This window comes from Azospirillum sp. NS33, from assembly GCF_059703765.1.
In genome coordinates, this window is record NZ_BAAKJB010000049.1 from 19,576 (window position 1) to 44,147 (window position 24,572).

Annotated in this window: 21 protein-coding genes; 10 read left to right on the forward strand and 11 right to left on the reverse strand. The window is 72.6% G+C overall.

Going from position 1 to position 24,572, the window contains the following annotated elements:
* Positions 1–197 precede the first annotated feature (197 nt).
* The 8 genes from AC6H2I_RS28045 to AC6H2I_RS28080 all read left to right on the forward strand — a co-directional run bounded on the left by AC6H2I_RS28045 (position 198) and on the right by AC6H2I_RS28080 (position 9,837).
* Positions 198–2,249, forward strand: coding sequence for a TonB-dependent receptor domain-containing protein (locus AC6H2I_RS28045; protein ID WP_497504078.1), 2,052 nt, complete (start codon positions 198–200; stop codon positions 2,247–2,249).
* A 188-nt stretch (positions 2,250–2,437) separates the two neighbouring features.
* Positions 2,438–3,196 (forward strand): sulfite exporter TauE/SafE family protein, encoded by a 759-nt coding sequence (locus tag AC6H2I_RS28050; RefSeq protein WP_497504079.1) that lies wholly within the window; start codon positions 2,438–2,440, stop codon positions 3,194–3,196.
* 192 nt (positions 3,197–3,388) lie between these two features.
* On the forward strand, positions 3,389–4,222 hold the full coding sequence (locus tag AC6H2I_RS28055) for a ParB/RepB/Spo0J family partition protein (RefSeq protein WP_497504080.1): 834 nt from the start codon (positions 3,389–3,391) through the stop codon (positions 4,220–4,222).
* A gap of 117 nt (positions 4,223–4,339) precedes the next feature.
* A complete protein-coding gene (locus tag AC6H2I_RS28060; RefSeq protein ID WP_497504081.1) occupies positions 4,340–5,365 on the forward strand; it encodes an AAA family ATPase in 1,026 nt (341 codons plus the stop codon).
* Complete coding sequence (locus AC6H2I_RS28065) at positions 5,355–6,206, forward strand: ParB/RepB/Spo0J family partition protein (protein ID WP_497504082.1); 852 nt, start codon at positions 5,355–5,357, stop codon at positions 6,204–6,206. Before AC6H2I_RS28060 ends, AC6H2I_RS28065 begins: the two co-directional genes overlap by 11 nt.
* Positions 6,207–6,715: 509 nt before the next feature.
* Complete coding sequence (locus tag AC6H2I_RS28070; RefSeq protein ID WP_497504083.1) at positions 6,716–7,135, forward strand: type II toxin-antitoxin system HicB family antitoxin; 420 nt, start codon at positions 6,716–6,718, stop codon at positions 7,133–7,135.
* 887 nt (positions 7,136–8,022) lie between these two features.
* Positions 8,023–8,901 carry a hypothetical protein gene (locus tag AC6H2I_RS28075; protein ID WP_497504084.1) on the forward strand — a complete coding sequence of 293 codons (879 nt, stop codon included), beginning with the start codon at positions 8,023–8,025 and terminating at the stop codon, positions 8,899–8,901.
* Between the two features lie 30 nt (positions 8,902–8,931).
* Positions 8,932–9,837: a hypothetical protein gene (locus AC6H2I_RS28080; RefSeq protein ID WP_497504085.1), complete on the forward strand. Its 906-nt coding sequence runs from the start codon at positions 8,932–8,934 to the stop codon at positions 9,835–9,837.
* 592 nt (positions 9,838–10,429) lie between these two features.
* Here the strand turns inward: AC6H2I_RS28080 and AC6H2I_RS28085 are convergent.
* Positions 10,430–11,662 (reverse strand): plasmid replication protein, encoded by a 1,233-nt coding sequence (locus tag AC6H2I_RS28085; protein ID WP_497504086.1) that lies wholly within the window; start codon positions 11,660–11,662, stop codon positions 10,430–10,432.
* 725 nt (positions 11,663–12,387) lie between these two features.
* On the opposite strand from AC6H2I_RS28085, the gene AC6H2I_RS28090 reads away from it, so the two are divergent.
* Both AC6H2I_RS28090 and AC6H2I_RS28095 read left to right on the forward strand, forming a co-directional pair.
* Positions 12,388–13,242, forward strand: coding sequence for a helix-turn-helix domain-containing protein (locus AC6H2I_RS28090; RefSeq protein ID WP_497504087.1), 855 nt, complete (start codon positions 12,388–12,390; stop codon positions 13,240–13,242).
* The gene (locus tag AC6H2I_RS28095; protein ID WP_497504088.1) at positions 13,239–13,856 is read left to right on the forward strand and encodes a hypothetical protein; all 618 of its coding nucleotides are present in this window, start codon (positions 13,239–13,241) and stop codon (positions 13,854–13,856) included. Before AC6H2I_RS28090 ends, AC6H2I_RS28095 begins: the two co-directional genes overlap by 4 nt.
* A gap of 80 nt (positions 13,857–13,936) precedes the next feature.
* Here the strand turns inward: AC6H2I_RS28095 and AC6H2I_RS28100 are convergent, their stop codons facing one another.
* From AC6H2I_RS28100 to AC6H2I_RS28145, 10 genes are all read right to left on the reverse strand, one after another.
* Positions 13,937–14,254 (reverse strand): hypothetical protein, encoded by a 318-nt coding sequence (locus AC6H2I_RS28100; RefSeq protein WP_497504089.1) that lies wholly within the window; start codon positions 14,252–14,254, stop codon positions 13,937–13,939.
* 82 nt (positions 14,255–14,336) lie between these two features.
* Positions 14,337–14,660, reverse strand: coding sequence for a DUF3325 family protein (locus AC6H2I_RS28105; protein WP_497504090.1), 324 nt, complete (start codon positions 14,658–14,660; stop codon positions 14,337–14,339).
* Positions 14,653–16,242 carry a PepSY-associated TM helix domain-containing protein gene (locus AC6H2I_RS28110; RefSeq protein WP_497504091.1) on the reverse strand — a complete coding sequence of 530 codons (1,590 nt, stop codon included), beginning with the start codon at positions 16,240–16,242 and terminating at the stop codon, positions 14,653–14,655. The genes AC6H2I_RS28105 and AC6H2I_RS28110 overlap by 8 nt, the downstream gene beginning before the upstream one ends.
* Entirely contained in the window at positions 16,239–16,550 is a 312-nt protein-coding gene (locus AC6H2I_RS28115; RefSeq protein ID WP_497504092.1) for a hypothetical protein, read from the reverse strand. The genes AC6H2I_RS28110 and AC6H2I_RS28115 overlap by 4 nt, the downstream gene beginning before the upstream one ends.
* 13 nt (positions 16,551–16,563) lie before the next feature.
* The gene (locus AC6H2I_RS28120; RefSeq protein WP_497504093.1) at positions 16,564–19,053 is read right to left on the reverse strand and encodes a TonB-dependent siderophore receptor; all 2,490 of its coding nucleotides are present in this window, start codon (positions 19,051–19,053) and stop codon (positions 16,564–16,566) included.
* Positions 19,054–19,175: 122 nt separating this feature from the next.
* Positions 19,176–20,153: a FecR domain-containing protein gene (locus tag AC6H2I_RS28125; protein WP_497504094.1), complete on the reverse strand. Its 978-nt coding sequence runs from the start codon at positions 20,151–20,153 to the stop codon at positions 19,176–19,178.
* On the reverse strand, positions 20,150–20,719 hold the full coding sequence (locus AC6H2I_RS28130) for a sigma-70 family RNA polymerase sigma factor (RefSeq protein WP_497504095.1): 570 nt from the start codon (positions 20,717–20,719) through the stop codon (positions 20,150–20,152). The genes AC6H2I_RS28125 and AC6H2I_RS28130 overlap by 4 nt, the downstream gene beginning before the upstream one ends.
* 251 nt (positions 20,720–20,970) lie before the next feature.
* The gene (locus AC6H2I_RS28135) at positions 20,971–21,831 is read right to left on the reverse strand and encodes a type III effector HrpK domain-containing protein (RefSeq protein ID WP_497504096.1); all 861 of its coding nucleotides are present in this window, start codon (positions 21,829–21,831) and stop codon (positions 20,971–20,973) included.
* A 247-nt stretch (positions 21,832–22,078) separates the two neighbouring features.
* Complete coding sequence (locus AC6H2I_RS28140) at positions 22,079–23,125, reverse strand: tetratricopeptide repeat protein (protein ID WP_497504097.1); 1,047 nt, start codon at positions 23,123–23,125, stop codon at positions 22,079–22,081.
* Positions 23,122–24,572, reverse strand: a 1,451-nt coding sequence (locus AC6H2I_RS28145; RefSeq protein WP_497504098.1) for a substrate-binding domain-containing protein, incomplete at its 5' end; no start/stop codon positions are given. The genes AC6H2I_RS28140 and AC6H2I_RS28145, both read right to left, overlap by 4 nt.

Sequence of the window (24,572 nt, forward strand, 5' to 3'; positions counted from 1 at the left end):
CCGCCGCTGCCCGGCCGCTGCCCATGTGCACAATCGATCAAAAACTTCTTAATGCACCGTGAACGACCGCTGCGGCGAGCGCCCCCCGCCGCGACGACATACCCCTTGCGGATTGGGGGTTACCAGGGTTACACCGGATGATGATAATGAGACTTATTCTCATTAGCGTTCGGACCATGCGCTGGAGACGGAACAGTATGACGGATCTTGGAACCCTGCGAGGGGGCGCCGAACGGCGCGAGCGGACCCGCGGCCGGGCCCGGCCGGGTGGGACGGGGCCGGGCGGGACGGGACCGGGCGGGGCGGAACTGGTCGCCGCGTCCCTCCGGGGACTGACGCTGGCCGCGGTGCTCGCGGTGGCGGTGCCGGCGGGCGCGCACGCGCAGAGCGCGACCGCCGCGCCGGCCACCGGCAGCGTGCACCTGCTGGGGCCGGTGGTGGTCACCGCCACGGCGTCCGCGCACACCTCGCTCACCGCGCCCGCCTTCACCACGGTGATCACCGACGAGGAGATCGAGCGGCTGGGCCCGGCCAACGGCCTGCCCGACCTGCTGCGCAAGTCGGTCGGCGTGCTCAACAGCACCGACAACCTGGGCCGCGACGAGATCGTCGTGCGCGGCCTGGGCGCCAACTACACCCTGGTGCTGATCAACGGCAAGCGGGTGTCGTCGTCGGACGCCCTGTGGCGGGGCGGCGACTTCGACTACAACTCGATCCCGCTGGCGGCGATCGACCGGGTCGAGATCGTGCGCGGCCCGATGTCGGCGCTCTACGGCTCCGACGCCATCGGCGGCGTCGTCAACATCATCACCAAGACCCCCACCGACCGCTGGACTGGCGTGGTCAGCGGCGAATACCGCATCGTCGAGAGCGGCGACGACGGCAACCAGTACCGGGTGAACCTCTACGCCGCCGGACCGGTGGCCGAGAGCCTGTCGGCCTCGATCGCCGGCGAGCTCTACCGGCGCAACGCCTGGTCGGTGGAGTCCAAGGACGGCGGCGAGGTGCCGGCCCTGGAGGAGAAGTCGCTGAAGAACCTGCTGGCGACGCTGACCTGGGACATCACCGAGGACCAGGCGCTCGACCTCACCTACGCCCTGAACCACGACGAGCGGCCCTACGCCATCTACGACACCGACCCGTCCTACCGCGAGCAGGAGATCACCCGCCACACCTTCGGCGCGGCCCACCGCGGGGTGTGGAGCTGGGGCACCACGCTGCTGGAGGCCACCCACGAGCGCGGCGCCATCGACGACTTCAACACCACCTACAACGCGCCGCAGCAGCGCTCGCTGGTGGAGACGAACACCTTCCTGCACGGCCGCGCCAGCACCACGCTGGGGGTCAACACGCTGACCGCCGGGCTCGAGCACCGCCGCCAGACGGTCGAGGACGAGGCCACCTACCTGCAGTCCGGAAAGATGGAGATCGGCCAGGTCGCCGCCTACCTCCAGGACGAGATGGCGCTGACCGACGCCCTGACCGTCACACTCGGCGGCCGTGTCGACCATCACGAGATCTTCGAGACCCACGCCACCGGCCGGGTGAACGTGGTGTACGCGCTGGCCGACTGGGTGTCGCTGAAGGGCGGCGTCAGCCAGGGCTTCAAGGCCCCGGACGCCTACCAGCTCAGCGAGGAGTACCGGGTCATCAGCTGCGGCGGGCGCTGCTTCCTGGGCGGCAACCCCGACCTGGAACCGGAGACCAGCACGAACTACGAGATCGGCGCCGAGTTCCGCCGGAGCATCTGGGACGCCAGCGTCGTGGTCTTCAAGAACAAGGTGAAGGACATGATCCTGCCGGTCTACGACCCGGTGACCGTGTCGCGGGCCTGGGCCAACGTCGACAGCGTCGACATCCGCGGCGTCGAGGTGTCCGGCTCGCTCGACGTCACCGACACCGTCTCTGTCACCGGCAACTACGCCTACCTCCTCACCGAGGACGCCGACGGCCGGGAGCTGGAGAACCGGCCGCGCCACACGGTCAACGCCGGCCTGACCTGGCGGTTCATGGAGCAGGCCAGCGCCACCGCCGGGGTTACCTACACCGGCCCGCAATACGAGGGCACCACCAAGCTGCCGGGCTACACCACCGTCGACGTGGGGGTCGCCGCCGACGTCACCGACGCCCTGCAGGTCCGTGCCGGCGTCAAGAACCTCACCGACGTCATCCTCAGCGACAAGGACGAGCGGTTCCTCACCCACCAGCTCGGCCGCAACTACTATCTCAGCGCCGCCTACCGGTTCTGACGGTCCGGGGCCGGCCTCCGGACGCCGGCCCCGCCCTCCCCCGCCCTCCCCCACCCCGGCCGGCCCTTTCGGCATGCCGGCCATGTACCGGCGCAATCCCCCTTGCGCCGGCCGCCGACCTGTCGTCCCTTCGCGCCGGCCCTTGGCGAACGGGAGCGGGCGATGCGTACAGCGGCGGCGGGCGGGCGATGATCGACGATCCTCTGTTCTATCTGGCGGCGGTGCCGGCGGTCATCCTGCTGGGTCTGGCCAAGGGCGGGTTCGCCGGGCTGGGCGCCCTGTCGACGCCGTTGCTGGCCCTGGTCGTCGACCCCGTGCGGGCCGCGGCCATCATGCTGCCGATCCTTCTGGTTCAGGATGCGGTGGCGGTGTGGGCCTACCGCCGCACCTGGGACCGCCGCAACATGACGATCCTGGTCCCGTCGGCCCTGCTCGGGGTCGCCGCCGGCTATCTGCTGGCCGCCCGGGTGCCGGGCGGTGCGGTGGAGCTGGCGCTGGGCACCATCGCCGTGGTGTTCGGCGTCCAGCGCCTGCTGCTGGAAGCCGGCGCCGCCCCGCCGGCCCCGTCCACCGCGGGCCGCGCCGCCGGCTGGTTCTGGGGCGCGGTGACCGGATTCACCAGCATGATCGCCCACGCCGGCGGTCCGCCGTTCCAGGTCTACGTCATGCCGCAGCGCCTGCCGCGCGACGTCTTCATCGGCACCGGCGTGGTGTTCTTCGCCATCGTCAACTGGATCAAGGTGCCGGCCTACGCCGCCCTGGGCCAGTTCACCGAGGGCACCCTGCTGACCGCGGCGGTGCTGATGCCGCTGGCCGTCGCCGCCACCCGGGCCGGCGTGCACCTGGTCCGCCGGGTCGACGGCACCGCCTTCTACACCCTGGTCTATCTGCTGCTGGTGGGGCTCGGCCTCAAGCTGCTGTGGGACGGCGCCGCGGCCACCCTCTGACGGCCACCCGCGGCGGCCGCCCCGCGGCGAGCGGTCTTGACAATATTCCTATTGTCAGCCATGGTGGAACCGACCGCGGCCGACCCGCGTCCGCGCCCGGTCCCCCCGACACCGACACCCCCCGACACCGCCATCGCCCCGCCGCCGCCGATCCGCGCCGCCGCCCGGGGGCGGCCAGAGGAGACCCGCGCCATGCCCATGCCCCAGCCCGCCTCCGGCGGGACCGTCGTGCTGTTCGATGTGGCCAGCCTGCGGGTGGCCGCCGATCACCCGCGCCGCCGCCTCGACCCCGCCGGGGTGGCGGCCCTGGCCCGCTCCATCGAACGCCACGGCCTGCTGCAGCCGGTTCTGGTCCGTGCGACGCGCCAGGGGCCCGAACTGGTGGCCGGGCTGCGCCGCCTCAAGGCGCATGAGGCGCTGGGGCTTCCCTGCGTTCCCGGCATCCTGGTGGACGGCGCGCCGGCGGAGCTGGCGCTGGTCGAGAACACCCAGCGCGCCGCCCTTGACGCGTTGGAGCTGGCCGACGCGCTGCACGCCCTGACGGGGCAGGGGCAGCGCCGCGACGACCTGGCCCGGCTGATCGGCCGCAGCCGCACGGTGGTCGGCGACCTTCTGCGCCTCACCACCCTGCCCGCCCCGATCAAGGCGGAGTACCCGGCCGTGCGGGCCATCGTGTCCCGCTGCCTGCTGGTGGAGATCGCCCGCATCGCCGACCCCGAGCGCCAGGCCGCGGTGTGGGAGGAGGCCAAGGCGGGAACCCTGACGGTGCGCGCCGCCCGCGCCGCGCGCCGCGGGACGGAACGGATCGCCCCCCGGCGCGCTGGTCCGGCGCGCCCCCTCACCCTGCCCCGGGCCATGGCCCAGGTGCGCCGTTGGACCGCCCGCCTCGCCGCCGTCGCGCCTCCGGCGCAGCCCCTGGCACCCGACGACCGCGCCGCCCTGGTGGCGTTGCGCGACCGCCTCGACGCCCTGCTGGCCGGGCCGCCGCCCACCCCGGACTCCCCGCCGCCGCCCGGCGTGGCGTAGCCCGGCCGATACCCGTCCCAGCCCCCGCAGTGGGTTGCCCGCCCCGACTTGATACCATTGACCCACTGGATTCAGGTGGATAGGATCCGGCCCACAGAATCGGGCAAGGGGGACGGCATGACCGGCGACGAGATGCGCGCGCTGCGCGAGCGCAAGGCCATGAACCAGGTCGAGTTCGCGGGCTGGATCAACGAGCTGCTGAACCGCAAATACGACGGCTCCAAGATCAGCCGCTGGGAGACCGAGCGGGAGAAGATCCCGCGCGAGATCGAGGGCACGCTGCTGATGGCGGCGCTGGCCGTCGGGCGCGAGCGCATGGCCAACCGGCGGCCGCTGGTGCTGGCCCTGTCGCTTCAGAAGGGCGGCACCTCGAAGACCTCCAGCGCCGTGTGCATCGCCTACATCCTGGCCCGCGCCGGATACCGGACCCTGCTGATCGACGCCGACAGCCAGGCCAACGCCTCGGTGCACGTGGGCGTCGGCAAGGAGCAGATCGTCGCCCTGGCGCGGGCAGGGCGGACCCTGGCCGACGCCCTGCTCGGCCGTGCCGCCGCCGCCGAGCTGATCGTCGAGACCGCCGTGGCCGGCCTCGACCTGCTGCCGTCCAGCATCGCGCTGGCGCGCGCCGACAACGAGCTGAACGGCCTGGGCCTGAACCGCTACGAGCACATGGCGACGATGATCCGCAGCCTCGGCGGCCGCTATGACTTCGTGGTCATCGACTGCGCCCCGGCGGTCGGCGCCGTCACCCTGAACGCGCTGGTGGCGGCGGACTACGTGCTGCTGCCCTGCCAGACCGAATCCTTCGCCGTCATGGCCCTGGAGGATCTGGTGAACGAGACCATCAACGCGGTGCGCAAGAAGGAGAACCCGCGCCTGAAGGTGCTGGGCGTCGTGCCCACCCTCTACAACGCCCGGCTCAGCCAGGACCGCGCCTCCTACGACGACATCCGCACCATCTGGGAGCCTCACTTCAAGATCTACGACCCGGTGCCCCGCTCCACCGTCTACGCCCAGGCCTCCGCCGCCCAGACCATCACCCTGGCCGGCGACCCCGGCGCGCCCGGGGTCGAGACCTACGTCGCCATCGCCCAAGACCTGATCGCCGCCGCCCACCGACTGGAGACATCCGATGCCGCCTAAATTCCAGCGCAAGCCCGTCCGCACCGCGCCGTCCTCCGGCTCGCTGGGCGTGGTGGAAGGAATGACCGGCGTGTCCAGTGACTTTCCCCGCCTCATCGAACTGGCCGTGGCGCGGGTCGCCGAGAACCCGGACCAGCCCCGCACCGTGTTCGACGAGGGCGGCCTGCGCTCCCTGGCCGCGTCCATCGAACGCCATGGCCTGCAGCAGCCCATTCTGGTGCGCGAACAGCCCGACGGCGACGGCTACCGCCTGGTGGCCGGCGAGCGGCGTCTGCGGGCCCATCGCATGCTCGGCCGCGAGACCATCTTCGCCATCATCACCACCGGCCGGCCGGAGGAGGTGGCGATCATCGAGAACGTCCAGCGCGAAGACCTGGACGCCGTCGACCTGGCACGCGGCCTGACCCGCCTGGTGGACACCCACGGCTACACCCAGGAGGAGGCGGGGGCGGTGATCGGCTGCACCAAGGCCGAGGTGAGCCGCCGCCTCGCCGTGCTCCGCCTGCCCGACGACATCCTGTCCGAATACCGCACGCGCTCCCGCGACATCAGCCGCTCGATCCTGGTCGAGATCGCCCAGGTGGACGACGAGGCGGTGCGGCGCCGGCTGTGGGACCGCGCCAAGGCGGGCCTGACCGTCCGCGAGGTCCAGGCCCAGCGCAAGGCCGCGGCCGGCACGGCCAGCGACGGCGCCACGCTGCTGCGGACCCTGGGCCGCAGCCTCACCCGGATCGGCAAGGAGGTCGAGGCGGTGCGCACGGTGCGCGACCGGCTGATGCCCGAGCACCGGGAACGCCTCAGCGCCCTGCGCGACGAGATCGACGCGTTGCTGCGGGGCTGATCCCCGCCGTTGCGACGTCGTAACACCTCCCGGGGTTGTGCGTCCGAAATCGCGCCACCGGAGCGGGTGTTCCGACGTCGCAACACCGCCCTGCGACGGCCGTCCACCGTGACCGCCAGGCGACAGGGCAGGGCAGGGTGTCGGGGGGAGAGACGCGCGAGCCGGCCCCCGATCCGGACACCGATCCGAAAACCGCGCCCCGGCCACCCACCACCCCTGAGCACGGCCTCGACCCCGCCGCCCGAAGCCCCGCGGGCCCTCCGGTTCCGGCCGGCTTCGCGCCATCCCGCCCCCACCGCGGTGCTGTCGGCGAGGGCACCGCCCTGCACGAGGATCGCCGGACCGGACCGCCCCTGTTTGGCGGCGGTTCCCACACGGGGTTCCCACACAGTGGTGCGGGAGTGATACCGCCGAGCCTAAGGGGTGATCCAGGCCGACATCCGGCTCAAAACTACTGTTCCGACACTGCCGGAATTGGGTCCGGCACCATTCCATACGAGGCTTATGCCATGTTCTACCCGGTTGAGTTCGACGAGGAGGGCGGCACGGTGATCGCCACAGCGCCGGACCTCCCTGGCACCCACGACGAGGGCACGACCCGCGGGGAGGCGATGAGCCGCCTGCAGGACGCGGCCGTCGCCATGATCCAATCCCTGATCGACGACCGGGAGGAGATCCCCGGCCCGTCGCCGGCCGCGGGGCGGCCGGTCATTCGCCTGCCATCCCAGGCTTGGACCAAGGTTCTGCTCTACCGTGCGCTGCGAGCCAAGGGCTGGCGCAAGGCCGACCTGGCCAAGGCGCTGCAAGTCGACCAGAAGTCGGTCGACCGGCTGTTCCGGCTGAGCCACGCCTCGCGCTGGGATCAGATCGACGAGGCCTTCGCTGCCCTGGGCAAGGCCTTCGTCCCCGACGTGACGGACGCCGCCTAGTCTTTCCCTTTTCCAGCCCACCCCGACCGCGCCAACGCCCCGGCCCCGCACCGTGGTGCCCTCGGCCACCGTGTTGCCATCGCTGGATGTCGTGTCGCCCGACACCCGCTGTGGGCGAACCCCTGAATCCGAACATTCCACCTGTGGGCAACGAATCGGCACCGCCGCGGTGTCCAGGTCGGCGTCTCGCACCGCCATGGCGTCGACCGGCCCGCCAGCAGGCGTAGGAGATCGTTCTCGTTGGGGTTCACCTTCTTCAAGGGGCGGCGGTCGACGCGGGGGACAAGACCGGCAACGCGCCACGTCGACCGGCTCATCTCGATGACTGCGACCAGGCTTTCCTCAGGAGCGAAGGCGGCCGTCGAGCGGCCGATCTCGGGCTGCCGCATGAGAGCGTCTCCGTCGATTCCAAACGGCTCAGCGCGCCATGACCGTCTCGCCCTCCCATAGCATTTGGACACCATCGCTCCACTGGTCGATGATCCCGCCGTAATACTTCCCGCCGTGGACGCATGAGCAATCCGGCCAGATCAGACTGAATACTCGCTGCCGAGGCGCGAGTTACACCATTCCCAGGGTCACGACCTTGGACGTTCGCGTTCAAGCAAAATTGCTTCGATCAAAAATATCATTATCAAATTCATTCCATAATTTCTTGTGAGTGGCCGTCCGATGGGTGTGAGCGTCAGGTTTCATGACGGCATTCGCGCCTGCATCAGCAAACGCGCTGCTACACGCCACGGGACACAACCCACCTTTCGGTTATTCGTTTCATCACAATGTAACTTGCGCGAGTGCTGGGCGCCGATATAGTTTCCCGCGTCTTTGGGAGGCATCCCCCCGGTAGCGGGGGTGAGAAGCCAGGGCCCTTCAGGTGGAGGACGACGATGCCTGCGCGGGTTGAGTTCTGCGAGCGGCTCGCGGGATGGCTGGAGGTCGATAAGCCGCTGTCCCTGGATGCGGGTCACATCGAGTTCGAGCATCGGACGCGCCCATCGATCTGGCTCAAGGCCGACATCGGGGCGGGCAGTGTCGTGGCGACGCAGTTCCTGACGCTGAACGGCGACATCGACTTGGCGGGTGCGACGTTCCTTCTGAAGCTGAACCATCCCGATTGGAATCGCACCGGCTGCGTCGTCGGGGCGGAGCCGGAAACGGGCGTGTTGACGGTCAGCCGCCGCTGCGATCCGGCGGGTCTCACCGAGGATGGATTGGGGCATCTTCTGGACGGCCTGTGGGATTTCGCTGGCGCGGTCGAGGTGGCCTGGGCACTGCGTCAGGAGCAACCGGTGGTCAGCGTGGCGGGCGACGTGGAGCAGCGGGCAGCAACGGGCGAGGATGCCGAAACCTCCTCCGCCTTCGAGGCGGCCATGGACGAGGCCGGCGCCCCGCTCGTGAAGCTTGCCGAAAACGTCTTCATGATGCGGTTGCCGCAGGTCGAGTTCTGTTGCGAGGTCGTGGACCGGGCGATAGTCGTCAATGCGTCCATCGCTGCCGCCTGTGACGAGACGGCGACAGAGAACCGGATCAACACGGCATTGATGAACAACCTGGCCCTGACGGGTTGCCGGTCGTCCGGCTTTTACCTGGACGAGGGCGGGAGCATCGGTGCCGTGGGCTTCGTCGACGTGGGCAGCGACCTCGCACACCGGTTCGACGTGGCGGCGACCGCCGTTGTGAATGACCTGATTGCCCTCGCGAACGGGCCGTCGCCGTCCCTGCCGACGGTGGATCACGGTGAGGACGGACCGTTCATCCGCGCCTGAATCACAACATTGGGCTTTTGGGAGGTTGCCATGCCAGGGCCTATCAGCGTCGGACGGAACATCGACGTCCAAAGCTTTCTGCAACGCCTGGACCATTCGAACCTGCGCGACAACCAGGCGATCATTCTGGCTCCGGCCACCTGTTTCAGTAGGTTTCAGATCAAGGCGGTGAGGGCCAATCAGGTGGGCGCCACGTTCCGATCGGAACAGGAGAATCTGACGACGCTCCTGGGGCGCATCAATCTTGGGCGAAACGAACGGCAAAGCGTTCTCGACGCGTTCCAGCGCAACGCCAACAATCTGCTGACTCTCGGTGATTTGAAGACAATCTTCCGGGACGCCGTCGCGAACGCGGCTCCCGCGCCGGCCCCTCGGCTCGACCCGGTGCAAGCGGGACAAAACCTGTACGCTCAGCGTGGCACCGCCCTGCCGGCCGGTGCACAACAGGCCGTGGCGACGAACAACGGGGTTACGCTGCAACCTATGGCGGGAAGCATTCACCGTCTGAACAATCGTAACTATATGCCTTACACCCAACCGGGGCACCAGCAGACCGGAATGGTCGCCGCGGTCGATAGCGCTGTCAGCCTCCACCATCTCGGAACGAATTCGATGAGCCCCTGCTGGCCGATCATCGCCTTTCTGCGGGACGCGAACGGAACCCCGAACGTGTTTCTGATGCACCAGAACGGCGGTCACTTTCCGCAAGAGCGGCTCGACAACCTGAGGCAGCAGGGATACCAGATCGAGAACATCGTCGTGGGAGCCCATGATGGAGGGCGGGCCGCTCAATATGCCGGCGCCGCCGAAGCCAACCGCTACGCGGCACGGCAGGGAATTCCGATCGATTTCCTCAAGTACCAGGACCAGGGGAGAGGCCCCTGGTGGGTCGATGCCGATGCGCAGACCAAGACGATTCGCTTCGGCAACGACTGATGCCCGCCACGTGGCGCCTGTGGCAGCCGGGCGGGTCCGGATTGGCCAGGGGGGCGAGGCCGTCACGGCACGCGGAGGTGTAGGGGTCCATGTTGAGCTCCGCCCGGAACCCCTTCTCCCGCGCGGCCCGTGACCGGCTGCCGAGGCGTTTGCGGATGACGTAGCGGATCTCCTGGCGGTCGGCGTCGCAGATGATGGTGCAGCCGCCGCGATGGAAGTCGCGGTCACCGGCCGTTCTCCAGCGCCGGGTGATCTCGATCACCCAGGGGTTCAACATGCGTCGGTCGGCCCGCAGCCGCCGCAGAGGGTGGACCGGAAGGAACACACCCGCGCTGCGTTCGTCCGAGCCCCCCATCGTCTCCTGGCCACCCGCTTTTTCCTCGACCGCAGAGAATCACGACCGGCTGACCGTGCACAGCCCTTTCTCCGCATCCTGTTAGGGAGAAAACTGACCCGGGTACATTGGGTGAAAACTGATCCACCGCTTCTAGACTCCCCCGACCTGCGCGGAGGGGGGAGGTCACCGGCGGCGGGACGAGCGCGCCGGGGACCCGCGCCGCGTGGCGGCGGCGGTCACCGGCGAGGGGGTGGATCAGCCCTCGGTGCCGGTCTTGCCCAGCAGCGGCAGATCCTGTTGGACAGCCGCCAGGCGGCGGGCACGGCTGCGGCGCGCCTCGACCGCCTGCACCGGGGTGAGGGGCACGAAGCGGTCGGGCCGCTGGGCGTCGCCGGTCAGCGACTGGATGACCGCGGCGTTGACCTCCGACACCGTCTCGGCGCGGCGGACCTGATCGAGGAAGCGCTGGGACGGCCGCATCACGTAGTGGATGCCGTCGATGCGCTTGCCGGTCTTGTCGTACACCTTGTCGAGGCTGTCGAGGATGCCCTCCTCGACCAGCGCGTCGACGGCGCTGGTGACGATGCGCAGGGTGTCGCGCCGCCGGCTCCACTCGTTCATGCCGCTGTTCTTGACGATCTCGTCGGCGGAGAAGGTCACCAGCGCCGGCTCGACTCCCGCCTCGACCGGGCGGTCGAACTCCACCGACAGACGGTTGTACAGCCAGCGGGACACAGGGCTCTTCAGCTTCATCAGCCATTCGTAGCTGACGGGGCGGAACTCCAGCCCGCGGATGGCCGCGGCCACCAGCGGGTTGAACTGCACGTAGGTCTGGTCGTCCTCGCCGTCGTCGTCGTAGGCCCCGTCGGGCCGGCGGATCACCAGCACCGGGAACGCGGTGCTGTCCAGGATGTCCTGCTTGCCGCGGCGCTTGCCGGTGGCCGGGCTGGCCGCCTTGGAGATGATCAGGCGGGTGCGGGCCAGGATGGTCAGCGCCTCGCGGATCTCCGAGCAGTTCAGCGAATGGTTGACCGCGCGCAGCTCGCGGCGGATGTCGTAGAGGCTGAAGTCGAGGCGCACCTGCTCCTGGTTCTCCCCGTCGAGCGACAGGCGCGCCGGATCCATGGCGAGGCGGCGCACCACCGCCTCGACGATCTGCTCACGCTCGGAAGGGAAGATCTCGGCCTCCACGATGGAGCGGGCCTGCTCCGGGGTGGGGGCGGGGACAAAGCGGCGCCGGCCGTCGCCGTCGCGCTCGTACGCCATCCGGGCCGGCTGGAGGGTGAGATAGAAGGTCTGGCCGCGGAAGCTGAACTCGCGGTAGACCGACTTCACCGCCTCCTTGCCCAAGGCCGGGTCGGTGTCGGCGCGCGGCGCGAAGATGAAGCGCGGCGCCAGGTCGTAGAGGGCGATCAGGTGACTCTGCCGCCGGTCCTCCATCTCGAAGAGAACCAACTGGGCTGCGTTCATGGTCGCCGGCTTGCTCATCCCGTTCCCTCCTGCCGAAGCCCCAGCATAGGCGCACCCGGGGACGGCGCCAACATGGGGGAGTCCGCCGCCGGCCTGGGGGAAACACCCGCGATGGCGGAGGATGCCAGCGTTGCCAATGGGTTGACGGCAACCGGGTGATCCGGTGGCGGGGCCGATCCGGGGCGGGGCGGGCGGTGGGGCTGGGGGAAACACCCGCGATTCCCGGGTCCCCGGGCGGCGGCGCCCGCCAAACCTGGGGGAACCACCCGCGATTGCGGCGGCGCGCCGCCGCCGGCGGGGACTCGGGCGGGGTGCGCTGGGGGAAACGCCCGCGATCGCACCGGTCGGCGGGGGAAACGCCCGCGGTTGCCGCGGTGGCCGGCCCACCCCGGCCCACCCCGGCACACAAGGACCGGCCCCGCGCGGAGCGGAACGGGGCGGAACGGGCCTGGACGGGCGTGCCGACGGCCGCGCATCGCGGCCGATTCCCCCAGCTTGGCGGCGCGTTCCCTCCGGATCCGAGTCGCGCCACCCACCGCGGGCGGTTCCCCCAGCTTCGCCGCCCTCTCCCCCAGCCCTGCGGCGGACTCCCCCCGCTGCGCGGCGGACTCCACCCTGGGGAGTCGGGCCGCGCACATGGGGGAAGGGGCCGCGATTTGCCGGTGACGGGACGGCGCGGAATCCTGGCCCCCGCACGCCCGCCGCACGCCCGCCGCACGCCCGTCGAACGAGGAGACACGCCCATGGCCGGCATCGACCGCCCCGACCCCGCCAGCGACCGCCGCTGGGGCCGGATTCCCGCATGGTGGCTGGACCACCCCGATCTCGACGCCGACGGTCTGGCGGTGCTGGCGGCTCTGGCCACCTACGCCGACGACCACGGGGTGTGCTGGCCGTCCCAGTCGACCCTGGCCGACAAGCTGAAGCGGTCCCGGCCGACGGTCAACCGCATCCTCCAGCGTCTCGACGCCATCGGCCTGGTGACGATCGAGGGGCGCAGCGGCCGCGACGGCGCCCGCCTGTCCTGCCGCTACCGCCTGCGGCTGACCGCCACCGACCCGGACGGCGCCCCCGACTCCCGCCCGGACAGGGATGACTCCGCCGCCGACACCCCCTGTCGGCCGGCGAGTCAGGAACAGCACCATTCCGAACAGATTCCAGATCCGCTCCCGGTGCGCGCGGCGCCGGACGGGCAGACGGTTCCCGAGGGATGGAGGCCCGACGCCGCTGATCTCGCCTGGGCCCGCGACCGCTTCCCCGGCACCGACCTGATGCGGCACGCCGAGGCGTTCGCCCTGCGGTGCCAGGCCCATGGCTACCGCTACCGCGACGCCGGCGCGGCCTGGCGGTGCTGGCTGGTCCAGGACATCGCCGTGCAGGGCGGCGCGGCCGGAGCGGCCACGCCACGCCCGGCGGCCCGGCAGCCCGCCCAGCGCGCGACGGCCGCGACCCGGGAGACGGCGGCCCAGACGCGGCTTGCCGGGTGGATGGCCGCCGCCGCCCGCCTGGACCACGGCCGGTCCGCGACCCCGGCCACCACCCCGGCCGCCACCGCTGCGGCCACCTCTGCGGACCCGGCCGGGGAGTGGCGCCGATGACCGGCTCCGTCGCGCCCCTGCACCGTGGCCCCGCGGCGGCCTTCGATCCGGCGGAACCGGCCGCGGACCGGCAGGCCGCGCTGCTCGAGGGACTGCCGGCACCCTTGCGCGCGGTTCTCGCGGGCGGCCGCACGGACCGCCGGACGCGCTTCGCCGAGGACGGTTTCGACGGGCTGAGCGAGCGGTGGACGCCGCCGCCGGTGACGGCGCAGCAGGCCGCCCTGGCGCGCCGCGCGGTGCAGGACCTGGAGGCGGCGGCGCTGGCCCCGGCCCCGGTGAACCACCTGCTGGCGCGCGTGCTGGCGCTGCTCAGCCACTACCCGGCCCGCGGCATGAGCGCGGAGGTCGAGGAGATGGTGGCCCTGGACTGGGCCGAGGACCTCGGCGAGTTTCCCGCCTGGGCCATCGACGCCGCCGCCCGGACCTGGCGGCGCACCCGCAAATGGCGGCCCAGCATCGCCGAGCTGCGCGCCCTGTGCGAGCAGGCCTGCGCCGGCGAGCGCGCCCTGGCGGCGCGTCTGCGCGCGGTGGCGCGGGCCGGTGGGACGGAGGGGGACGCCGGCGCCGGCCGGGTGCGGGCGATCGCCGCCGGGGCGCTGAGGCGCATGGCATGACGGCCGGCCGGACCGGCGCGGTGGCGGCGTCCAGGCGTGGGCGCTGGAGACGTGGCGGACGCCGCGATCAGAACGCGCGATCAGAAGGGGGAGGCGCCCGGCCCTGCCGGGGCGAAGGCGACGACGCAGCCGCACGAGGGGCAGGGCGTCCGCCGCAGCACCGCCTGGACCAGCGGATCGTCGGCCGCCCGACCCAGCGCCGTGGCGGTTTCCTCGACCAGCCACCCGTGATCGCCGCCGGCGCCGCAGGCGGATGCCAGGACGGCGCCGTAGTCGGAGGCGGCGAGCGGGGTCAGGGCCGCCGCCGGCGCCGACAGCGCCACCGCGCCGGTCGCGCCGCCCACCGCCAGGGCCGAAGCGGTGCGAAGGAATGCGCGCCGGCTGGGACGTTGTGACATGGAATCACCGTGCCTTGGCTGACCGGTTGAACCGTCACGCCAGCATCGGGTTGCGCCCGGCCGTTGGCAAGGGGAATCCGTTTCAGGAGCCGGTCGTTCCCGGCCACAGGAAGCGCAACGCCCGCGGCCGCAACGCCAGGGCCAACGCCGTCGCCAGCGCGCCGGCGGACAGCAGCAGCATCCACACCAGCGCGGCCATGGCCGGCGTGTCGACCAGAGAGCACAGCGCTGCCGATCCGCCCAGCCCGACCACGCCTGCGAGGCGCAACGCCGCCTTGCCGCCCCGCCGGCCGTCGCCACCGTGCACCCGGCGCCAGTGGCCGTCCATTGCCAGCGCCACCCATGCCCAGCCCGCCGCCGCGGCGACGGCGGCGCCCGCCAGGGCCAGTCCCTGGGCCTCACCCATGGCCGGCCCCGATCCGCCGGCCGATGCGTCGGCCGGCACGCGCGGCCAGCGCCGCCCCGGCCGTGAGAACCAGGTCGGTTCCGGCGACCGGCCAATACGGGTCGGTCAGAACCGTCTTGACCAGGTGGTCCCCCGTGGTGAGCCAGTTCGCCGCAACCGCCACGACCGCCAGCCCGGCCACCGCGTGGCACTGGTCGCGCCACGCGCGCAGGTGACCCTGCCTCCGGTCCGCCAGAATGCGGGCCGCGGCGTGGACGACGGACAGGACCCACACCCCATGGAAGGCCAGCACCTCCCACCGCGCCCGGTCGGCGGCCCACGCCGCGCCCGGGTCGGGCAGCCAGCGGTTGGCGATGAGGAAGGCGAGGGTCGCCGCGACGATCCCGCACACCGCGGCCACGCCGACCGTGTCCACCAGTCCGACCCCGGCGTGCCCGTCCCCTTGCTGCGCCTTTCGCCGTGCCCGGGTCCAGAAGAACAGGCCGGTCGCGATCATCGCGCAACCGCCGAGGCCGCCGAGGAAGTAGAGCCAGCGCAGCGTCCAATGTCGGAACTGGATGTAGTGGGTGCCAGCGACGACGTTCCAGGCGTTCACCGTCGGCGACGCCCGGAATGGCTCCATCGCCGCCCCCGTGGCGGAGGCGAAGCGGACGTTGTCGATGCCCTTGGTCACGGTGTCGCCGGTGGTGCGGCGCAGGACGACGTTGCCGCCGGAATCCTTGGGGTTGTTGACCCGGACCAGGTACACGTTTCCGTAACCCCACGCCCGTTCGGCGACGGCCACCATGGCGTCGAGCGACGCCGGTTCCGCCGGCCTCCCGGCGGGCGGCAGACGCTTGCGGCCGAGCGCCTCGCGCAGGAAGGCGCGCTCCGGCGTCTCGGCCGGCGCGGCCGGCGCGGCGGCGGGCGCATAGAGCGCGTCGGGGGCGGCCGGGTAGTAGATCGGGAACGCGACGATCAGCCCCGACAGGGTGATCAGGATGTGGAAGGGCAGGAGCACGACGCCGGCGATGTTGTGCACGTCCAGCACGCTGCGGCCAAAGGCGCGGTTCAGGCGCAGGGTGAAGAATTCGGCGAACAGCTTGCGGTGAATGACGACGCCCGACAGCAGCAGGCAGAGCATCGCCATGCCCGCGGCGCCGACGAGCCACGCCCCGGTATCCTTCCAGCGGATCGTCAGGTTGTGGTGGAACGGATAGAGGAACCCGCTGGCTCCCAGCGTTCCCGGCTCCTCCAGCGGGGCCAGGGTGTGCGGATCGAAACGGTCCCGGCTGCTCTTGCGCGCGCCCTCGGGGCCGTAGGTCACCGTCAGGAACGGCACCCGGTCGGACGGCAGGATGATGGTCCAGGCCGGGGAATCCGCGGCCCGCGCCTCCAGCAGCGGGCGGACGTCACGGTCCAGCGAGAGGCGCGGCGCCGCCACGTCCCAGGTCAGCCGGGTGGCCGGCATCATCCAGCGGTCGATCTCCTTGTCGAACACGCTGAGGGTGCCGGTCCAGAACACGGCGAACAGCAGCGCCCCGAAGACGACCCCGGCCCAGGTGTGCATGGCGCCCATGCGTGTGCGGAAGCCGCCGGTCATGGGACGGTCCCCGCCGGCGGTGCGCCGCCGAGCGCGGCCCCGGCCAGCGCCGCGGCCGCGGTGAGCGACCCCAGCACCAGCCAGGTGCCGGCTGGCCGCCGGCATGAGAACGCGGCGATCAGCGCCGCCAGCAGGTAGGGGAATCCCAGCATGGCCGACACCATCACCGCGTCGGCGCGCGCCATGCCGCTGCGATGGGCGACCAGCCCTGTGAGTGTGACGAGCTCGGCGCTGGCCAGGTAGGCGGCGGCGCACGCGGCCGTCACGTGGACACCGGCGGCGACCGCGCGTGCGGTGGGGACTTCCATGGGGCGCCCCCGCTCAGAACGTGTAGCGGGCGGTGAGCTGCACGGTCCGCGGCTCGCCCGGCAGGATGCCGAGGTCGTTGGTGGCGGACTCGTAGGTGGTGGCGTCCGTCACGTTCTGGACGGTCAGGGCGAACGACCACGGGCCGCGGTCATGGAACAGGCCGGCGTCCACCACGGTGTAGGCGGGCAACGTCACGGCGTTGGTGGTCGAGGCGTAGGATTTCGACTGGTGGCGCAACCCCAGCCCGACCCGCCATCCATCGCCGAAGTCCCTGACGCCCCACACGGTGGCGCTGAAGCGGGGCGCGTTTGCGGCGCGCTTGCCCTCCAACGGGGTGGCGGGTGGGGTCGGCGTGATGGCCGGGGCCGTCGTGTTGTTGGAGCGGGTGACCGTCGCGTCCAGCAGGGTGACGCCACCCTGCACGCTGAAGCCGCCGCCGAGGTCGCCGAGCGCCGTCAGTTCCACGCCCTTGGCGGTGATCTCGCCGATGTAGAGCGCCTCGCCGCTGGGGTCGCTGGGGTTGCGCGTCGGCACGTTCTCCTTGACGAGCTGGAAGAGGCTGGCGCCGATCATCAGCTTGCCGTCGTTCAGGGCGAGCTTGCCGCCGACCTCGTAGTTGGTGGCGATCTCCGGCGGCTGGATGGCGTTGCCCGGGTCGATCACCCCGGTCGCCCCGCCGGGCTGGTAGGACCGGGTGGCGGAGGCGTAGAAGGACAGGTCCCGCGTCGGCTGGTAGACGAGCCCGACGCGCGGGCTGAGGAAGCTGTCGTCGCGGCCGTAATCGCTGCCGGCGCGGTTCTGGAAGGTGCGATGAAGCCAGTCCTGGCGCACGCCGGCGAGGGCGATCCAATGATCGCCGATGCGCACGAGGTCCTGGACGTAGAGCGAGTAGGTCTTTGTGTCGTAGACGCCGTCGCGCCGGATCGACGCGCCTTCCGCCGGCACCGCCGTGAGGATCGGGTCGAAGACCCGGATGTTGTAGGCGGACGGCAGCGTGCCGCCCCGGGAGACGGTGTCGCGCCGTTCCGAGGCGTACTCGGTGCCCACCATCAGCTCGTGGCCGATGCCCAGTGCCGCGCCGGAGAGGGTCAGCTCCAGCTTGTTGGCGAGGTCGCGCTGTTCGCTGGAGAAGTTGCTGCGCGCCAGGCTCAGCGTCGGCTCCGGGGTGGTGAGGATCAGGCGGTTGATGGTGGTCTGCCGGCGGTCCAGGTCCAGGGCGCGGTAGCTGAAGGTGTTGCGCAGGCGCAGCGCAGCGCCGAGGTCGACGGCCAGGTCGGCGGACAGTGCGGTTTCCACGCTGGTGCCGCTGTCCGCGGTGCCGGGGTCACGCGCGCCGTAATAGGTGGAGATCGGCACGTCGGCGGGCCGTCCGTCGAGTCCCGGGATGCCCGCGTCGAACACCCGTTCGTCGCGCACGTGCTGGGCGCGCAGGTCCAGGATGGCGTCCGGCGTCAGGGTAACCGTCGATGCCAGCGCCACGCCGCGCTTTTCCGACCAGACCTCGGACCGGAAGGAGTCGGCCTCGTCGGCCATGGCGTTGACGCGCAGCAGCACCGACGGGCCGAGCGGCTGGTTCACGTCGGCGCTGACGCGTCGGGACTCGTGGCTGCCCACGGTTGCGTCGACGCTGGCATGGGGCCCGGGCAGCGGGCGCTTGGTCACCAGGTTGATCAGCCCGCCCGCCGAACCGCGGCCGTAGAGGACCCCGGCCGGGCCCTTGACCACCTCCACCTGTTCCAGATTGAAGGTGTCGCGGAAGGTGTAGCCGCCGTCACGCATGCCGTCGACGTACGTGTCGGCGATGGCGGAGAAGCCGCGGATCACGAACTGCTCGCGGATGCCCTCGCCGGTGCTGGTGGTGACGCCGGGCGTGTAGGCCAACGCGTCCTTCAGCGACGTCGCCCCGCGGTCGCGCAGCGATGCGGCCGGCACCACGTCCACCGTCTGCGGCAGGTCGAGCGGCGGGATCGCCATCCGTGTCGCCGCGCTCACCGGGGCGCCGGGCTGGTAGGATCCGGGTGCCGCGGCGGCGGTCACCGTCACCGGTGGCAGGGTGATGCCGCCGCCCGCCGCGGCCGCCGCGGAGCGGGAGCGCAGGGCATAGCCGCCGCCGGCCCGGGCCACCGCCTCCAGCCCGGTGCCGGCGAGGATCGCCGCCAGCCCGTCGGCCACGCCGAACGAACCGGACAACCCGGGGCTGGCCCGGCCGGCGGTGAGGGAGCCGTCAATCGCCAGCAGGATGCCGGCGGTCGCCGCGAACCGGTTGAGCACCTGGTCCAGCGTTCCGGCGGGAATGTCGTACCGCGCGGGGCCGGATCCCTGGGCGGGGGCCGGTGCCGCCTGCGCGAGCGCCGTCGCCGCCGCCGCTCCCTGGCCGAGGGTGACGCAGGCCAGCAGCACGGTGCGCCACAGGGCGGAGCGCAGCCGGGGCCGGCGCGCCGAGGGGTGGGCGGCCGGGCGGCCGGGTGGCAGGGTGGAGGCGGCGGGTGGGCCGGATCGCATCGGTGTTCCTCTCCGACATCGGGCTGGTCGGCCGCGCCGGCAGGTGCGGCCCTTACCCTCATTCCCGAGCGAGACGGAAAAAGCGCTACAGCCCGAAGGAACTATTTTCTCCGGGGGCGCCGCTACGGCGCCGTGACGGTCACCCAGTAGCGGGTCAGCGTGCGCACGCGCACCGGCAGGATCTCCGTCAGCGAGCGCAGGATGCCGTCGGTGTCGTGCAGCGGGTAGACACCGGAGACCACGAGGTCGGCGACCGCTGGGTCGCAGCGCAGGATGCCGCTGCGGTAACGGCCGAGCTCGGCCAGGAAATCGCCCAGGCGCTGGCGCTCGGCCACCAGCATGCCGCGTGTCCATGCGGCCGCGCCGGCTTCGGCGGTGCGGGGCGGACGGACGGCGGCGGGGGTGAACCGGGCCTGGCGGCCGGCGTCCAGGCGCACCGGCGCGCCGCCCAGGCGCGGCGTGATCTCGACGGCGTGCTCGAGGACCTGCACCAACGCCTCCTCTGCGCCGCCGTCGGCGAGGCGCCGCACCGTGAAGCGGGTGCCGAGCGCGCGCACGCGTCCCTCCGGCGTCTCCACCACGAAGGGGCGGGGGACGGGCGCCGCGTCCGGGACCGTGGTCACCAGAAGCTCGCCGGCGCGCAGCAGCAGGCGGCGTTCGCGGGAGTCGAAGCGCAGGTCGACGGCGGTGTCGGTGTTGAGGATCAGCCGGGTGCCATCGGGCAGGGCGACCTCGCGCCGGCCGCCCCGGCCGGTCCGGTAGTCGGCCAGCACCAGCCGCCATTCCGGCGCCTCGTGGACGGCACAGGCCACGAGGCCGCCGCCGACCAGCGCGGCGGCGCTCCGCAGGGCCATGCGGCGGCCGACGCGCGCCCGCTCCCGGGCTGCGGAACGCAGCACGGTGCCGGCGACCGTTCCCGGCACGGCGTGGATCTCCCGGCTGATGCGCTCCACCGTCCGCCAGGCGTCCGCATGCTCCGGGGCGGCGGCCACCCATCGCTCGAAGGCCCGCCGTTCGCGGTCCGTCACCTCGCCCGACCACAGGACAACCTGCCAGCGCAGGGCTGCCCGATGGACCCCGCCGGCGCCACCACCGGTCATCGTGGGCCGGCCCATCGGGAGGACGCCGGCGGCGGGGCACCCGCCGCGGCGCCGCGGTTGTCGTCCAAAGCGGAAAAGCACGCCTCCATGGCCTTGAGCATGTGCTTGCGCACCGCGCCGACGGAGAGGCCCTTGCGTTCCGCGATCTGGCTGTAGGTCATCCCCTCGAACTGGGACAGGAGGAACGTCTCGCGCACCGTGTCCGGCAGCCGCTCCAGCATGGCGTCGATGCGCAGCAGGGTCTGCAGGGTGATGGCGCGCTCCTCGGGCGAAGGCGCGATCGCCCCGGGCCACTGTGCCAGGGCGTCGAGGTAGGCGCGCTCGATCACCCGGCGGCGGTGCCGGTCGATGACCAGTCCCTTGGCGACCTGCATCAGGTGTGGGCGTGCCTGGTCCGGTGCCGGGGTGCGGCCCGAGGCGATGACACGAAGATAGGTGTCGTGCGCCAGATCGGCGGCGTTGTGCGAGCAACCGAGCCTGCGGCGCAGCCAGTCGTAGAGCCAGCCATGGTGATTGTTGTAGAGGTCGTGGACCTCCTGGCGCAGGGACAGGTCGGCGGCGGGCACGGCGCCCTCCTCTCCAAAATCGGTCGATCGCGGAACCGCGAATGCGAATGATTATCATTCTATGGATCGGCGCCGCTCCTGGCAAGGGGGGTCTTGACCGGCGGGACGGGACGGCGACGGCCGCGGGCCGCACCGTCGCCGTGGCAGGGACTGGAGGCGGCCGTGGAGTCGGCGGCGGCGGTGGCGTCCTCCCGCACCCGGCGGGCGGCGTGCCAAACCGGCACCGCGGCCGTGCGTCTTGGTGATCGCCCCTATCGCTGCGGGGCGCCCAACCAACGGACGAGCGCGTCGGCGTCGACGGAGGCGCCGGGGCCGCCGCCCAGCCGGTCCACCAGCCCGGACGAGGCGACGCGCAGGGCCGCCGCGGCCAGCACACCGCTCAACCCGCCGTTGCCGGTGAGGCTGGTCAGGGAGTCCACGCCGAACCCCCCGGTGACCGGCCGCTGGCCGGCCGCGCCGAACTGGGCCGGCCCGGCCGCGGCGAGAATCCCCTGGTTGGCCAGCAGCAGGGCGGCGTCCCGGGCGAGGCTGCGGGTCGCCGGGTCGGCGCCGGGGTGGTTGACCAGGAACTCGGCGTAGCAGGCCGACGCCTGGGCGACGTCGTCGTGGGCGCGGGCGGCGAAATCGGCGGCGTCGAAGCGCCAGATGTCGCCGTCGTTCATCACGCCGCGCCCGCCGCCGCTGTCCATGGCGCTGAACAGCGCCGGGTTCTGGCCGATGTAGCGCAGGATCTCCCGCGCCTCGGGCGGCAGGGCCGGGTCGGGCTCCGCGAGGTCGCTCTGGTTCAGCCCGTCCGGCAGCCCCCAGGCGTCCCAGTGGTCGACCAGATACTGCGCCGCCGCCGCGGGGCGGGCGAGGTCGCGCGCCTCCGCGCCCGGCGGGTCGGCGGGCGAGCGTCCCAGCAGCAGCGACCACCCGGCGGTGTCGGCCCCGGTGCGCGCCAGGGTGTCGTCGATCAGGCCGAGATTGACCGGCCCCGCCACGGACGTCGCGTCGGTCCAGGCGCAATGCGGCGACTCGGCGATCCGGTCCGCCGGTTCCACCGCCGCACGGCCGTCCGCGGCGCCCGCCCGGGGGCCGGTGCTGTCGTAGTCGAAGAAGCGGACGCCCATTCGAATCTCCGCGGAAATCACCGGCTTCACGTGCCTTCGGCACCGGACCGTCCGCAGTGTGGCGGAGCCGTCCCGGCGGGCAAAGTGCAAAGCGGGGGATTTCCACCGCGCGTGATCCCGCGGACTATCGCGTGAAACGCCGTCGAGGCGAAGCGCGCAATGTCAACCAGCGGTCAACAGGGTCATACAAAGATATCCCGCCAGCCCATCCCGTGGCGCGGGGCCGGCGCGGTCCGGGGGCCCGGGCTCATCGCGACACGATGGCGCGGTCCGGTTCGCCCGGCCGGGCCGGCATGGCCGGGGGCGGCACGGCGGGAGGCGTCGCGGCGGCGGCCGGCGCCGCCGCCCGGTCGGCGGCACCCGGGGCCTGGCGCTGCGCGCGCAGCCAGGAGTAGTACGCCAGGTTCTCGTCGACGCGGTCGCGGTCGAGGTCGAGGGCGAGCAGCCGCACCGCCTCCGAATCACGGCCCATCAGCCCATAGGCCAGGGCCAGGTTGTGGCGCACGGTGACCGGGGCGGCGACCGGATCCTGGGCGATGGTCTCCAGGATGGTGGCGGCGCCCACCGGGTTGTCCGCGGCAATCATCGACAGGGCCAGGTTGTTCTGGACGGCCATGTCGCCGGGCGCCAGGGCGAGGGCGCCGCGGTAGGCGCGCTGGGCCGCGGCGTGGTCGCCCTGGAGGTCGGACAGCATGCCGCGCACCGTCAGAACGTCGCGGCTGGCGGGCGCCTGGGCCTCGGCGACGGCCAGCCGGGTGGCCGCCGCCGCCAGGTCGCCGCGCACCAGTTCCAGCCGCGCCATCAGGGTGAGGACGCGGCCGTCGCGCGGCCGGCGTTCCAGAAGGTCCAGCGTCAGCGGCGTCGCCGCGTCGGCCCGCCCGTCGTCGAGCAGGGCGTGGGCATAGCCCAGGCGGGCGTCGACGCTGTCCGGGTCGTCGTTGAGGATCTGCTGGTAGAGGGCGGCCGCGGCCCGGGCGTCGCCGGTCCGCCGGGCGAGGGCGGCGCGGCCCTCCGGCGTCTCGGGCAGCGCCGTTTCCGGTGCCGGCGCGGCGGCGATCTGCAGCGGCGCGCCGCTCCCGCCGGCGGGTCCCGGCGCCGCGGCGCCGTCGCCTTGCCCGGTGGCCGGCGCCTCGGCGACCGCCGCGGCCGGGCTGGCCGCCGGTGGCGGCGCGGCCAGCTTGGCGCCGCCAAGCCCCCAGGTGCGGTCGACCCCCTGTTCGGTGGCCACGCATGCCGACAGCCCGCCGCAGGCGAGCGCCAGCACAACGGGAAGGACGCCCAGAGTTCGCATCATCGCACTGCCCTGATCCAGACTTCGACGCGACGGTTGCGGTTGCGCCCGTCCACGGTGCGGTTGGAGGCGACCGGGAGGATCGGCCCCAGGCCGACGGCGCGGGGTGGCCCCAGACCGCGCTGTTCCAGGGCGCGGGCGACCACCTCCGCACGCTGCTGCGACAGGAGCCGGTTGAGCTCCGGCGGCCCGGTGTCGTCGGTGAAGCCGAGCAGGATGACCTCCGCCGGCGTCCGGTGCTCGGCCACGAAATCGGCGACCCGGTCGATGTCGCGCAGCGCCTTGGTGTCGAAATCCGAACTGCCGGGGCGAAAGCGCAGGTTGGTCGACAGCCGCACCGCGTCGGCGGTGAGCGCCGCATAATCGGGCGGCGCCCCCGCGGCGGCCACCGGCGCGCCCTCCAGCGTCAGCGCCACATAGCCGGATTCGCTGGCGATCGCCTGGCCCTCGGGCGACAGCGCGAAGGCCAGGTAGTCCGCGGCGAGCGGGGAGGGCCGTGCGGCGCCGTACAGGAAAAGCCGGCGCGACAGCGGGTAGTCCTCGGTCGCCACGCTGAAGCGGGTCGGCGGGATGGCGGTCCGCACGCCGCCGCCGCCGCCGCCGTCGCCGCCGTCGTCGCCGCTGTTGCCGCGGTCGCCACCGTCGGCGATGGCGACCGCCTTGGCCGCGCCCACATAGGGCAGGCCGACGAAGCCCACCGCGCCGGGCTCCGCCGCGACCGCGGCGGCCAGCGCCGCACTGTCCTCCAGGCGCCGCGCCGTCGCCGCCAGCGGCGTGGTGCCCAGGACCAGGGCGCGGAAGGTGTCGAAGGTTCCCGAGCGGTCGTCCCGGGCGTAAAGGGACACCGGCAGGTCGGGCCCGCCCAGCGCCGCCCAGGACGCGACCCGTCCGGCGAACAGCTCGGCGAGCTGGCCCATGGTGAGGGCGCCGACGGGGTTGGCGGCGTTGACGATCACCGCGACCCCGTCGAGGCCGACGACGTGCTCGCTGCCGGGGGAGCGCAGGTCGCCCAGCGCCGTCAGGCGCGCGGCTTCGGCGTCGGTCACCGGGCGCGAGGCCATGGCCATGTCGGCGCTGCCCTCGGCCAGCGCGGCGAAGCCGGTCGAGGAGCCGTGGGCACGGATGACGATGCCGTGCGGCGGGCCGCCGCCGGGCGGGCGTCCGCTGACCATCACCTCCTCCGGCCGCAGGACCGTGCGGGTGATGGCGCCGTAGCCCTTGCGCATCAGCAGGCCGGCCGCCCAGGCCGGCGCCAGCCGCGCGCCGATGGTGTTCGACCCGGCCAGGGTCAGGGCGACGCGCACCGGGTCCACGGGCGCGGCCGGCCCCGCGGCGGCCGGCGGGTCCGCCGGGCCGGGCGCGGTGCGGGCGGCCAGGGGCGGTGCGCCGAGCGCGAGCACCGCCAGCACGCCGCCCGCCGCGGCCAACCGGGCGACCCGGCGGCGGCCCG